This is a genomic window from Staphylococcus sp. HGB0015 (assembly GCF_000411275.1).
GTDB classification, from domain to species: Bacteria; Bacillota; Bacilli; order Staphylococcales; family Staphylococcaceae; genus Staphylococcus; species Staphylococcus schleiferi.
In genome coordinates this window covers 596,286-610,720 of sequence record NZ_KE150417.1, presented here as the reverse complement: position 1 = coordinate 610,720, position 14,435 = coordinate 596,286, and the positions used below count along the sequence as shown (strand labels likewise).

Annotated in this window: 13 protein-coding genes; all 13 read right to left on the bottom strand. The window is 34.3% G+C overall.

The annotated features are described in order from the left end of the window. Positions 1-8 precede the first annotated feature (8 nt). The gene (locus tag HMPREF1208_RS02840) at positions 9-779 is read right to left on the bottom strand and encodes a YlmH family RNA-binding protein (RefSeq protein ID WP_016424839.1); all 771 of its coding nucleotides are present in this window, start codon (positions 777-779) and stop codon (positions 9-11) included. Positions 780-1,371: 592 nt separating this feature from the next. Next, positions 1,372-2,484: a Gfo/Idh/MocA family protein gene (locus HMPREF1208_RS02835; RefSeq protein ID WP_016424838.1), complete on the bottom strand. Its 1,113-nt coding sequence runs from the start codon at positions 2,482-2,484 to the stop codon at positions 1,372-1,374. Beyond that, positions 2,484-4,589 (bottom strand): sialidase family protein, encoded by a 2,106-nt coding sequence (locus tag HMPREF1208_RS02830; RefSeq protein ID WP_016424837.1) that lies wholly within the window; start codon positions 4,587-4,589, stop codon positions 2,484-2,486. The genes HMPREF1208_RS02835 and HMPREF1208_RS02830 overlap by 1 nt, the downstream gene beginning before the upstream one ends. A 10-nt stretch (positions 4,590-4,599) precedes the next feature. Further along, positions 4,600-5,049 (bottom strand): YhcH/YjgK/YiaL family protein, encoded by a 450-nt coding sequence (locus HMPREF1208_RS02825; protein WP_016424836.1) that lies wholly within the window; start codon positions 5,047-5,049, stop codon positions 4,600-4,602. Between the two features lie 20 nt (positions 5,050-5,069). Then, complete coding sequence (locus HMPREF1208_RS02820; RefSeq protein ID WP_016424835.1) at positions 5,070-6,611, bottom strand: sodium:solute symporter; 1,542 nt, start codon at positions 6,609-6,611, stop codon at positions 5,070-5,072. Between the two features lie 41 nt (positions 6,612-6,652). Then, positions 6,653-7,570 (bottom strand): dihydrodipicolinate synthase family protein, encoded by a 918-nt coding sequence (locus tag HMPREF1208_RS02815; RefSeq protein ID WP_016424834.1) that lies wholly within the window; start codon positions 7,568-7,570, stop codon positions 6,653-6,655. A gap of 132 nt (positions 7,571-7,702) precedes the next feature. Next, positions 7,703-8,536, bottom strand: coding sequence for a MurR/RpiR family transcriptional regulator (locus tag HMPREF1208_RS02810; protein ID WP_016424833.1), 834 nt, complete (start codon positions 8,534-8,536; stop codon positions 7,703-7,705). Positions 8,537-9,176: 640 nt separating this feature from the next. Beyond that, on the bottom strand, positions 9,177-9,467 hold the full coding sequence (locus HMPREF1208_RS02805; protein WP_016424832.1) for a YggT family protein: 291 nt from the start codon (positions 9,465-9,467) through the stop codon (positions 9,177-9,179). 11 nt (positions 9,468-9,478) lie between these two features. Then, on the bottom strand, positions 9,479-10,045 hold the full coding sequence (locus HMPREF1208_RS02800; RefSeq protein WP_016424831.1) for a cell division protein SepF: 567 nt from the start codon (positions 10,043-10,045) through the stop codon (positions 9,479-9,481). Positions 10,046-10,050: 5 nt separating this feature from the next. Continuing rightward, complete coding sequence (locus tag HMPREF1208_RS02795; RefSeq protein WP_016424830.1) at positions 10,051-10,725, bottom strand: YggS family pyridoxal phosphate-dependent enzyme; 675 nt, start codon at positions 10,723-10,725, stop codon at positions 10,051-10,053. After that, the gene (gene pgeF / locus HMPREF1208_RS02790; RefSeq protein ID WP_016424829.1) at positions 10,726-11,538 is read right to left on the bottom strand and encodes a peptidoglycan editing factor PgeF; all 813 of its coding nucleotides are present in this window, start codon (positions 11,536-11,538) and stop codon (positions 10,726-10,728) included. Between the two features lie 140 nt (positions 11,539-11,678). Further along, on the bottom strand, positions 11,679-12,848 hold the full coding sequence (gene ftsZ, locus HMPREF1208_RS02785) for a cell division protein FtsZ (RefSeq protein WP_016424828.1): 1,170 nt from the start codon (positions 12,846-12,848) through the stop codon (positions 11,679-11,681). 29 nt (positions 12,849-12,877) lie between these two features. Next, on the bottom strand, positions 12,878-14,278 hold the full coding sequence (ftsA, locus tag HMPREF1208_RS02780) for a cell division protein FtsA (RefSeq protein WP_016424827.1): 1,401 nt from the start codon (positions 14,276-14,278) through the stop codon (positions 12,878-12,880). Between the last annotated feature and the right edge of the window lie 157 nt (positions 14,279-14,435).

Sequence of the window (14,435 nt, the reverse complement as noted above, 5' to 3'; positions counted from 1 at the left end):
ATCATACACTATTTAAATAAAGTTTGATAGGTGATTCTTAGTTTATCTTTTTTAGTACGACTCCCTATTTCAGCCACTTTAGCGCGTCCATATCCTTGTATCGATAATAAATCCCCAGCTTGAAGCTGAAAATCAGCTGCCTCAATCAATGTGTGGTTGACTTTGACACGCTTACGTTGAATATAAGTTTTCGCTATGGTACGTGACTTTCGGATCATTTCTTTTAAAACGACATCAAGGCGTGTTGCACTGACTGTTGCTTCATGTGTCTCCCAATACGCTTCTGATTGTACCATATCTTCAAACGGGATAACATTAAGTTTAATCGTAGCCCCTTTAATACGTGTTAATTCTAACATGATATACGATTCCAGTTGTTTTGTCAAAACGAATTGTATTCGATCCGCAACAATAATATCGCCCACTTGTTCACGTTCAATCCCTAATGACATTAATGTTCCTAAAACATGTTGATGTTGAAGTGTCACAAATTTTGAAGGATAGTCGATTTCAATTAAACTGATTTCAAAATCGTCCAAAGTGGGGTCAAAATAACTCGGCGCAATTACAGCACGGCACCTTTCAGCTTGATGTCCACCATTAAAAGTCACATGCAAATCACTAAAACTACCTACAATCACTTGCAACATATATTGACCACGTGGATCTAAAAAGTGTGTTAACACAGGCGCATACTGTGTTTCAGCCTGCCTTACTTTATCTAATAAATAATCGATTTGTTCATGTTCCTCAGGTCTAAAATGTTGATAAATATCCAAAGATGGAACTCCTTTTCATATTAATACATCCATTTCATCGTGCTTTAATTAAATAAGTCACGAATAATATATTTCCTATCAATTTTATCATTAATTTCGCACTTTAATAAAGAAGAAGCTTCTCATTCATTTCATTAGCTTCAAGTTCTTTAATTATTGATAGCAAAGAAAAATGTCATACACATTGTATTTTTATACTAATATTATCGTCCATCATCAATCATTCACACTCTTTTTCAATGTTGTACGACTTTAGTTAATCGTTGAGCTTTATGTATACGACCTCCTTGAGAGCATTATCAGTAAAGCAAAGCTGATATAACGGATTGTCTTAGGTTATAAAAACTTTGATCATTTAGGCAGTCCTTTCATTTTATGTACAGATTTTTGTAAGCCACCCAAAAAAGAGATTAAGCAACGCTATGCTACTTAATCTCTAAATTTTACTTATTAGTCATACATAATAAAGAGTCGGGTTTTTAAGATGCTCACTTAGGAAAATGTACCCCTTTTGTCTTATCCCCCTCTAAAAGACCAACAATTATTTCTGACAATTTATAATAAGAAGTCTATTTCTTGATTCAATGTTTTACTACTTAGTATTTATAATTTCATTTAATGACACTTTTCGATCTTCATTTAAAGATATAGTACAAGCATCTGCGGTAGCAATAGATTCAAGTGCAGCAACACCATTTAAAAGCTTGATGAATTCATCGGAAACTGGCTCACCTTTTAAAACTTGATGAAGGTAGTTTACTTCTTTGTCTATACATGTTTGTAACCATAGGGGTGTTCTTATGCCTGGTTTACCATATGCAATTGCACCATCCATGCCACGGCCAGTATATATTTCGGTTCTCTCCTCATCTTCCTCTTGCGTTTCGTGTATTAGAAAATGCGATTCGCCTTCACCTTTGACACGTAATGTTCCACCTGTTTGATACAAGTCAAGTTTGATTGCACCCTCTGTTCCTTCAATCAAAACATAATGCTCTCCCCAACGAAAAGCATTTCCATACTCTAATAGCGCATATCGTTCATCGCTATATTCTAAATTGATAATAAGCATATCATCTTCATCACCAAACTGCTCGCCTTTATGATAAACATTACCTCCTACCATTGTGGCTTTTTCAGGAAGTCCACCCATTATAAATTGTATACAATCTAATTCATGAATATGATGATACAAATGTCCACCTGATTGCGAACGCAGTTTTTTCCAAGAAACAGTCGGTTGTGGTTCTTCCCATCCGGTTCTTGTAGCATGACAATATAATACTTTTCCAATTCTGCCTTCATTCACCAAAGACTTCGCATAATGGACACCATTAAAAAAGTTCATAATATGACCCGCCATAAAAATGACTCCATTTGCTTTACATGCATCTACCATTGCTTTACAATCTTGATAATTCAATGCGATAGGTTTTTCACAGAACACATGCTTCCCTTGTTCTGCTGCTTTAATCACCGGTTCACGATGAAGATGGCTAGGTGATGCTACAATCACACAATCAATATCCTGTCTTCTAACCAATGCGTCTAAACTATCGCATATCTCTGCATTTAGTTCAGCTGCAATAGCTTCAGCATGATGAGGATCAAAAACTGCAGTCACACTGGCATCCTCAATTTTATGAATTGCCCTAGCTAAATCAGCACCAAAATAACCCGTACCAACAATGCCATATTTAATCATTATTTTTCACTTTCTTTCTCAGTATTTTTTAGTTCTTCAATCTGATAAGAAACGAAAGGAACTACATTTTTAATATGTAATTCTTTCCTAGACCATGAATCATATTTTTCAAACATTAATCCAATATCATTGTTAGGTAATTCTGTTAATGAAGAATATGAGTAGCCATATTGACTATAATCAACATTATGATGGTAACGCCAATCAATATGATTATTTTCATCCACTAAACCAATCCAAATTTGACCATTTCTTCTGCCATATTTTGAATTTGGAGTACTTAAGATAACAGCATTTTTACCATCAATCTTTTGACTGTAATTGATTATAGAAAGTTCTGTTCCATAGTTTGGATTAGAAATGAAATCTAAATATTCTGGCTCACTCCATGTTTCACCAGCATCTTTACTTGTTATAAAAGCTATTTTTCCATTATTAGTTCTCATATAAGCTTGTAAAATTCCTGGTTTCAATTCAACTAATTGCGCCTCAGCAGACCAGTTTGATGGCAAAGATATAACTTTTGTCCCCCAGGATTTGCCATTATCGTCACTATAAATAAATACAGATTCCTTCCCAGTATATGATGGAATGAGTATTCTACCCTTACTATGTTCCACAATTCCTCTGCCTGGAGCTAAATATGGAGAATTATGATTTTCTCCAAGTAATCCAGGGATTAGTATTGGTTTTGACCAAGAACTTCTGAAATCATTACTTACACAATATGAAATATAATTAGTCTGTACAACCTTAAATAATGAATCTTTGTAAAATATATTCATATCTACTAGTTTTCCGTTTTTATACTCTTTTTTCTTACCGTTAATTATTTGTGCAGAATATTGCTCAACTTTTAACTTTTCACCATTTTTGCTAATTGAATAATTGTCATCCACAGTGTATTCGGTAGATTGATTATTTCGATCATCATAGATTATTCCATTATCTCTAATTGAATATTGATATTCACTATCTCCACTTTTTTTCAATTTTAAATAATACTTCTTACCAATTTTTTTAAAACCTGAATCGTTTCGAACGGAATCACGAAAACTAACACCAGCAGGCATTATATCTGCAAAAAGCATAGTTTGGTGATTGTTTTTCTCTAATATTACCGAATCTATAAATGTTGCTCCCCCACTTATTTGCATGTCACGTTTACTAGCATCTCTAGGCCACTCTAATGGCACCGATGCAAAATCATTAAACGACAAAGCAATATTAGGTTTTGACCAGGAACTACCATTATTATCTGTATAACTCGTTGCTATATTAATTTTATTTAAAAAATCATGTGTGCCACCATAGCGAGCATCAATACTTGATAATACTCTACCATTGCTCAAAGTATACAAAACAGGAATTCTAAAATAATTTGAACCTGTAGCATCATTAGCCTTATAGACCAAATGATTTGAAATATTATTTTGAGTTTTATTTTCCAAGTTTTTTTCATTCAATGGATAATTATAAATTTTAATATTTTCAATTGTTCCGTTAAACCCAAATTTATTTGTTCCTTCTCTGTTAACTCCACCAATAACAATGGAATCTAATCCTTTTATATCATTAAGTTTTAAGAATTTATCCAGCTTTTTTTCTTCTATTTTATATCCATTTGAATAAAGAGCGTATGTGTTAGAATTATTATTTGACACTAAAGCAACAGTATTAGATACTGGTTTATTTTTGTATTTTCCCCAAACAGAAGCCGGTCTACTTACTACATTATTTGTTTGAGATCCTGAATCACGGGCCTCCATTCCCAATTCACCTTTTTCATTAATATATAAATCTAAATAACTATTTGCATTTCCTTTTTTAGAATTTGATATTCCAAATAAGGCTTGAACACCATCGGGCTTGGATTGACTATATTTAATAATTACTGTAAAACCAGGACCATTAAGTTTATCTAGAATATCTTCAGTTACATTAATACCACCACCCTTTAACTCAATATTATTTTTTTCAAATAATAAAGAATTATCTTCATTCTTATCAGTTTGAGCATTTACTTGAACATTAGTGTTTAATTCATAACAACCCATCACTAAAAATATAATCACGGCACAAATTAGAATCTTTAATTTTTTCATTTTAGCCTCCTTATATTTTTACTTTAATTACTAACTTTTTAACAAGTTGATTATTCTTATTCAATTTAGGTTGGTGCAAGTCTTCTTCAAAAGTGACAAGAAGATTAGATGATGTTAATTCAATCGTCTGATAAGTATCGCTAACAAATAGTTCAAAGTCATTTTCTTCATCATATTTTGAAATCGATTTCGCATGTTTCGGTTCTGTTACTGCCATTTTTTCAAGGTTGTTAATAACAAGATGAATATCGATATATTTTCTATGATTTTCAAATTGTTTGCCGGGTATACCGTCCGCGATATACGTCATACAATTAGCAAATACACGATCACCATCAATTTCGATTCGTCCTTCTTCTAACTGTGTTAAATCTGTTTGATTTATAAATTCATCTACTTTTTGAAAATGTGTATTTAGACTTACATATCTTTTAAAATCATCTCTTTCAGCAATAATCATTTTATATCCTCCTTATCCTTTTAGTGACGCTTCGCCCATGACTCATCCGATAAGATTTCTGGGATATCGTGAATCGTTGTATATTGAGGCGCACTTACTTTATTTCCAGTTAAAATAGAAACCGTATAACCAGAAACAAAAGAAACGCTAATAGAAATAAGTGAATATGCCCAATAATTAACCACTTCTGGCGGGATAACATATTTAATACAAACCATTACAATAGTTGATACAATTAAAGCGGCATAAGCTCCGTATTTGTTAGCTTTTTTACTTATGAATCCAAGTACAAAGACACCACCTAACAATCCAAGTACAAGTCCCATAAAACCATTAAACCATTCATAAGCAGATTTGATATCTGAATGTGCCATTATAATAGAAACAACAATAGAAAAAATACCTACTAATAATGAAACAATTTGTGCTATACGTGTTCGACGTTTATCGGACATTCCTTTTGAAATCACATCTTGAATATCAAGTGTCCAAGAGGTTGCAACTGAATTTAACCCGGTCGAAATTGTTGATTGAGCCGCCGCATAGATTGCAGCTAAAATAATACCTGTTACACCTACAGGAAGTTGATAAGCAATAAAGTACATAAAGATTTGATCTTGCGGTATTTGATTTGTTGCCTCACTCACATTTTGCACTTTATAAAAGACATACAATCCTGTACCAATTAGATAAAAAACTGTTGCAATACCGAGAGATAGTGCGCCATTCGTAAAAAGCATCTTATTTAACTTGCTTATACTTTGAGTTGTTGTAAAACGTTGAACTAAGTCTTGTGAAGATGCGTAAGAAGAAAAAATTGTTAATCCCGATCCAACGACAATTAAGAAAATCGAGCTTGATAAAATGTTAGGATCAAATATCTTTTCTGTTGGTGCTATGAATTTCCCATGTGCCAGTTGTTGTGTGATTGCACCAATCCCTCCATCTACATCGTAAATCAACACAAATAATGCAATCAAAGCACCGCCTGATAAAATAACGCCTTGAATAAAATCAGTCCAAAGAACGGATTTTAAGCCACCTGTATATGAGTAAATAATTGCTATAACACCCATAAGAATTATTAAAATATTGATATCTATTCCAGTCAGTGTTGCTAAACCAACAGATGGAAGGTACATGATAATAGAGATACGACCTAATTGGTAAATAATGAAAAGAATTGCAGAGATAACACGTAATGATTTTGCTTCATAGCGTCTTTCTAAATAATCGTAAGCTGTATCAATATCCATCCTCGCAAAAATAGGGAGCACGTATTTTATCGCTAAAGGTATTGCAATAAGCATACCAAGCTGTGCAAACCATAATATCCAACTTCCTGCATATGAGTTTCCAGCTAATCCTAAAAAGGAAATCGGACTTAACATTGTGGCAAATATAGATACTGATGTAACATACCAAGGTACAGAACCATCACCTTTAAAAAATTCTTTACCTTTCATTTCTTTTTTTGAAAAATAAAGTCCAGCGACAAGCACGGCAAGTAAATAAACAATTAAAACGAATAAGTCAATAATTGTAAAACCTGTAGTATTCACTGTAAACACTCCCTTAACAAGCCTTTCTTTATTTTTCTATTTTATATAAAGGCATTTCTTGTATGATTAATTTTTTGAACTGCATCAGCTGCTAAGCTTTTATCACTATCATTTAATGGTGTTAAAGGCTCACGAACTGAACCAAGATCAAGCTTTTCATTCAGTCTAAGTACTTCTTTAGCAATGGCATACATGTTGCCGTGACCTGAAACAAGTACTGCAATAATTTCATTTATTGCAAATTGTAATTTTTGGGCTTGCTCGAATTGATGTGCTTTAATTAAAGCATCCAATTTCAAAAATAATTCCGGCATTACACCATATGTACCTCCAATGCCCCCTTCTGCTCCCATCATTCGCCCACCTAAGAACTGTTCATCCGGGCCATTAAATACAATATAATTATCACCGCCAGATGCTATGAAATTTTGAATATCTTGAACAGGTATCGATGAATTTTTCACGCCAATGACTTTTGGATTTTGACGCATTTCATCATACAATTGAGTAGAAAGTGCTACACCAGCGAGTTGAGGAATGTTATAAATAATAAAATCTGTATTCGACGCTGCATCACTTATAGTATTCCAATAATTTTTAATTGAATATTCTGGTAATTTAAAATAAATAGGTGGAATGGCAGCAATTGCATCTACGCCTAACTTTTCAGAGTGCTTTGCTAAATCAACGCTATCTCTCGTGTTATTACATGCAACATGATTGATTACAGTAAGTTGGCCCTTAGCTACTTCCATAACTGCTTCGATAATTGACTTACGCTCTTCTACATTAAGGTAGATACATTCTCCTGAAGACCCATTGACATAGATTCCTTTAACACCTTTATCAATAAAGTATTGCACTTGCCTTTTTACCTTATCTAAACTTACTTCTCCATTTGAGTCATAACACGCATAAAAAGCTGGTATGATCCCTTTGTATTTATCTATGCTTTTCATTTTTAATTCCCCCTTCTTTTTAGAACCCCTTTTCACTTAAGCAAACAAGCGGCTAACAATTAGAAAATTATATTTTTCACAACATTAAAATGATGTATAAAGATTTAAGCGGCCAACCTTAACATGACATTATTAAACATCCTTTTTGAATTTAAATTCGGTATCTTTATTAATAATCGTTTGTTCGAAGTAGTATTTGCGATCTGGATTTTCCAAATAATATGAAAATAAGCAATCAGTCATCAATAAAATTGGAAGTTGTGGTGAAATACGATTTCCATATGCTAGATGGTCGGCTGCAGCTAAAAGTAAAATTTCGTCACAACAAAAATCACTTTTATTCATATTTCTTGTTGTCATTAAAACCGTATGGGCACCATAGACTTTTGCTGTTTGTAAAGCGTCAAGAACGGTCTTGGTTTTTCCTGAAATAGATGCACCGATTACTAGACACTTTTCATTAACAAGCAGGTTATTCCATATAAACATATCTTCATCTTCAATCATTTCACAAATGATTCCAAGACGCATAAACCTCATTTTCATCTCCTTTAAAGCTAGTGCCGAGCTCCCTTTACCGTATAAATAAACTCGCTCAGCAGATTCAATCATTGTGGTAATTCTTTCAAGCTTCCTTTCATCTATGACAGAATAATTCTTGCGTAGCATTTCCTCATAATCAAATAAGACCTTTTGTGTTAAATCTTTATATGCAAGCAATCCTCTTTTTTCACGTAGCATTTCTTTATAATGAAAAATGAATTCTCTAAATCCTTTAAATCCACATTTTTTAGAAAAACGGGTTAATGTTGCTTTAGATACATGAAGTTTGTGACAAAAAGCATCCGTCGATAAATCTTCAACAGAGGTTTGATTTAAAAAATATTTGGCTACTGTTTTTTCACTGTGAGTCATATTATCTAAATTGGATTCGATCATTGGAACGAGCTCTTTGTATAATCTCATGTTAAGACCTCACTTAATGTAAACGTTTACAATTATTATTTTAGTAAAGCTTGTTCTGTTTTTCAATGCTACATTCAATTTAGAAACATGTTTCAGAAATAAGCGTAAAAGACGATAACATGTCATTCTATTTTTAATATTTGTTTTCTTTCACAAATAATTGAACCCATTAGCATTCTAACGCAATAACAAATTGAAGTGCGATAATGGTGCCAAATATCATTGATAGCAAAAGTGTCGTTCCCACCCTTCAATTCATGATCAAACGCACAAACTAAATAAGACGTTGAACTACGAAATCAGCTGGATTTCTGTTCAACGTCTTATATATCACTTGAGTTAAGCTTATCTGTCCGATAGCGTAATACTGATTAATGGTAAATGGCTAATGATAATCTAAAATGTCTTGATTATCTCATTACGAGAAAATTATGCTCTTCATTTTTTCTTAAAATGTCAAAAACGTTTCTCAATACGCCATTGAGAAACGCCTAAACAATATATTGAATTAATGATATGTGATTTATACAACGCACTTCTGACACATGTCGAAAGAAACGAGATCATCGACAATCTCAGTAAATTGAAACACTGTACATTTATTCTTCATGAGACATACGACCTTGTCGGTACACTCATATTAATAAAAATGATTAATGATTAAATTAAAAATGGATTGAAGTCCACGTTGAAATAAATTCAGTACGATAAATGCGACAATCGGTGATATATCGATAAAACCGAGTGGCGGTATAATTCTTCTAAATGGTTCTAAAAAAGGCTCATATATTTTAGCCATGAAGCGACCTACGACACTTTCACGTGCGCCTGGAAGCCAAGACATGAAAATATAAATAATCATACCAAACGTATAAGCTTCGACCAAAAATAAAAGAAAATTAAAGATTGTCGTGATTAACTGTATACTCATAGAATTCTCCCTTATTCATAATGATTTCCCATGGATTCGATATGATCTGTAATACTACCTGCAACTTCGACATTGTCAGGTGTACATAGAAAAATATCTGCACCCACACGTTGTATATCTCCTCCGATAGCATAAACTGTACCACTTAAGAAGTCTATAATACGTTTTGCCGATACTGGGTCAATGCGTTGAAGATTAACAAGTGTTGCACGACGGTTTTTCAACTCGTCTGCAATATCCTGTGTATCTGAAAATACGCGTGGTTCAAATAAACACATTTTTGAATTACCGCTTTGATAATTCTCTTGGGCTTGATTCATACTCACCACATTCCCTTGCTCTTGTTTTTGTGCAACTTGGTATTGCTTATCATTTTGAGAAGACTTCATACGCGTAGTTTGTCGTTTATTAGGCACAGATTGAATTGCACGAGGTCTCTCACTTTGCTGTTTTGCCGGTTGCTGTGCATTTTGTGATTGCTGCTCACGTTCTTGACGACGCTCTTCTTCTTCAATGAATTCATCATCATCTTCTTCTTCAATTGAGAAAAAACCGTTAAACAGATCTTTAATAGCCAATGGATTCACTCCTCTTTTCCTACTAGACGCGTTCCAATTCTCACAAATGTCGCACCTGCTTCCGTAGCAATATGAAAATCATTGCTCATACCCATTGATAACTCGGTACATGGCGCATGTGTTAGATTCATTGCTTGGACTTCATCGCGTTTAATTTTAAGTTTTTCAAAAATTGATTTTAAGTATGCTGTATCGTCAGTATAAGGTGCCATTGTCATTAGTCCGACAACATGAATATAACGATAGTCTTTTAACATTTCAATAAATGGAATGACTTCATCAAGCGAAATACCATGTTTCGACGTTTCGCCAGAGACATTCACTTGGACAAAGCATTTAATTTCATGATGTGCACGTTTGCTAATCTCTTTGGCTAAACTTTGGCGATCTAATGCATGTAAATAGTCTATTTCATCGATGACATCTTTCACTTTACGTGATTGTAACGAACCGATAAAATGCATTTTTACATCATCAGGTAATGCTGCTTTCTTTTCCAAAAAGCCTTCAATACGATTTTCACCAAAGTGCCGAAGACCAGCTTCATATGCTTCTATAGCTCGCTCTATTGTAACATATTTCGTCACTGCAATCACGTTTGGTAATGTTTCATCGTCTCTCTGATGTGCGTGCTCTCGTATCTCTTGTTGAATTTCCTCTAAATTCGATTTTACTGACATTTATTCATACCTTCTTTCATTCGATGATTGGCCAATAAATGCTAACATTCTTCCCGTATTCCCTTTTTCTACGCGATACGAAAAGAAACGCTCTAAGTCTTCGGATGTCGAATAATCGGTGCGATATATATTTTCTTTAGGAACGCCATAATACTCACATAACAATTGATTGGCATATTTCAAATCGATACCGTGTCTGTCTGTATCTCTCGTCTCAACATATGCCTCAATTGGGATAGGCAAATTTTGAAATTTTTTCAATATATCATCGTTAATCTCATAACTATTCGATGTCGCAGGGCCAATCACCACATAAATATCTTTATAATCAAAAGGAAACTGATCTAGTACACGGTGCACGATTGTTGCTACTGTCCCACGCCATCCAGCGTGTGCTAGCGCAATATAATGATGTTTTGGACTGTAAAAATAAATAGGCACACAGTCTGCAAAGCACATGGTTAAAACCGTATCTGTATCATACGTATATAACCCATCCACACCGAATAATACATCATTCGATAATGTTTCTATATTTTTACCTCGATCCTCTTTTGATACTTCAACTACTTTAGCTTCATGCGTTTGAATTGGAAAAACCCAATTTTCTGGGGAATACCCTATTTCTTGACCTAATATTTCTTGATGCTTTGTAATATTTTCATCTTTGTCTTCAACATATCTTGCCATGTTAAAGGCATCAGAAGGATAAGCACTTAAACCACCTTGTCGTGTTGTTATACCAATATGAACACCATGTCCTAAACTAGGCTGATAACTGAGATGATGCGGTTTTTCAACGAATAAATCCATAAAAATCACTCCTTTATGAATAAATGTAAAGCGCTTTAAATTAAGATGCCATTAAAAAAGCTAGGACAATGAAGAAATGACAATTGTCCTAGCAGTTCACTACACATTTAAGTGTATTTCATATATCAACGTATACACAATTAACGACGTGTTCTTCTTGAACGTCTTTCTTCTCTGTTACGAATGAAGCTTGGAATATCATCGTCCGCTGTTGTATGACTACGTCCGCTTTCAACTTCTTTTTCTTGAGAAGTTGCTGGTGCATTGTGGCCACCGAAACTTGATTCTTTTGGCGCAGTTTGTGATGCACTTGCACCAAAACCAGAATGACCTTGTTTACGTGCATGAGATGATGGTTTATCTTCAAAACCAGTCGCAATCACTGTTACTACAATTTCATCTTGAAGCTCAGGGTTAATCACTGTACCGAAGATCATGTTAACATCTTCATCTGCTGCATCTTGAACAATATCAGCAGCTTCTTGTGCTTCAAATAATGATAATGATTCGCCACCAGTGATATTCATTAACACACCTTGCGCACCTACGATTGAAGTCTCAAGTAATGGAGAAGAAATCGCTTTTTTAGCAGCTTCTACTGCTCTGTTTTCACCTGATGACACACCGATACCCATCAATGCTGAACCTTGGTTAGACATAATTGTTTTAACGTCTGCAAAGTCAAGGTTAACTTCACCAGATACAGCGATTAAGTCAGAAATACCTTGAACACCTTGACGTAATACGTTATCTGCTTCTTTGAATGCTTCCATCATTGGTGTAGACTTATCAACGATATCTAATAAACGATCGTTTGGAATAACGATTAATGTATCAACTGCTGCTTTCATTGCTTCAACACCAGCAGCTGCTTGTGTTTGACGCTTACGGCCTTCAAAGCCAAATGGACGCGTTACAACACCGACTGTTAATGCACCCATTTCTTTAGCGATTTTGGCTACAACTGGCGCAGCACCTGTTCCAGTACCACCACCCATACCGGCAGTAACAAACACCATATCTGCACCTTGAATGGCATCTTCAATTTGTTCTCTTGACTCTTCGGCAGCTTTTTTACCGATTTCAGGGTTTGCACCTGCACCTAAGCCACGTGTAAGTTTTTCACCAATTTGGATTTTAGATTCTGCTTTAGATAAGTTTAAAGCTTGTCCATCCGTGTTAATTGCAATAAATTCAACGTTGTTCATACCGTGGTCAATCATTCGATTCACAGCGTTGTTACCGCCACCGCCGACACCGATGACTTTAAGTGTCGCTAAATGATTAAATCCTTGTTCAAATTCTAACATTTAAATTTCCTCCTAATCTTTGTAGCCAATCAATCAAACAGTGATTTCATTATCTTTTTAAACTTGCTCTCTTCTTGTTTTGGTTGCGCTTGTTCATTTCGGTCTACATCGTCTTCAAATACCTCTACCGAAGTATCTTCTTCAACATGTTCTGATTTTGAAGTTTCTTGTGGTTGTTTTTTCGATTTTTTCTTGAAAAATGATTCAAATCCACCTACTTTAGGTTCTTGTCGTTTTGAATCGCTTTCAATAATCTCTTCTTCAATTTCTTCATTATCATGATTACTTATTGTAACATAATCTAATAACTCATCGAAAGCAATACTACTAGAAATTGTCGAAATTGCTGAAGAAAATTCTGGTTTTCTTACTCCCATTTGTGACGGTGTATGAATACGCACTTTTTCGCTGACCATATCTTGTAGTAATTCTTTTACACCTAGTAAATTGGCAGAGCCACCTGTTACGACAAAACCACCATTTACTTTGTTTAACCCTAATTCTGCTAAAATATCAAAAACATCAAAGAATATTTCTTCTACACGTGCTTCAATCGCATCACTCAATTCTTTTTGAGTGAATTGTGCAGGTTCATCAGAATCAAGCTGTTCAACACTGAATACATCTTGATCTGAAGCTGAATCATAAAATGCATGTCCATATTGTTGCTTAATCTTCTCAGCTGTTTCATATGTAGTGTTTAAAAATTTTGCGATGTCTTCTGTAATGCGACGTCCCGCCTTAAAGACGACATCTGCATCGACTAATTCACCGCGTTCATAAAATGCAATTTGTGTAAGATCTTCACCGATATCGATGACGCATGCACCAAGTTCACGCTCAGTAGGTGTTAAAACCGAACGATAGTTGAGTGAATCTGAATAGACATCTAAAACATCTACGCCACAAGATTCAACACATTTAATCGTATTAATTAAAATGGATCTATTGATCGCGATGACACCAGCATCCACTTGAAGTGAATGACGTGCGACAAGTTCTTTTGGATCAGAAACTTCATTGTCATCATCAACAATAAATCGAATTGGGAACGTATTAATGACATCCGTTCCAGGCTCGGCATTTTTCTCACGAATACCGTCGAGTACTTCTTCAATATGTGTCCCATTAATTTCTGTATCTTTGTGAAACTCAATTTTGTTTGTTTCATCAAAAACTTCTGTACTTACAATGGGTAACTTTAAAAAAACTTCTTTAATATCAACGCTTGATGCTATTGATGCTTTCTTAATTGTGTCTTTAATCGCTTGTTTTGCAATATCAAAATCATCAATCAAACCATTTTTAATACCACTCGTATAGGTCTGCCCTGTACCTATCACATTAATTCCGTTATGAAATTTTTCACCAACAATCGCTTTCACGCTTGATGAGCCGATATCTACACTAACATAATAATGCTCTTCCATAGATAGGCACCTCCTGACATTTCTTTACATAATTACACTATTATAAGTGTACAATAACAAACTATCAATGTGAACTATAAACACATTGGATTTTCAACTTTTTCCTAAGACTTTAGTAGTAGGTTTCAAAAAAATAATTCAAATATTGCACTTCATT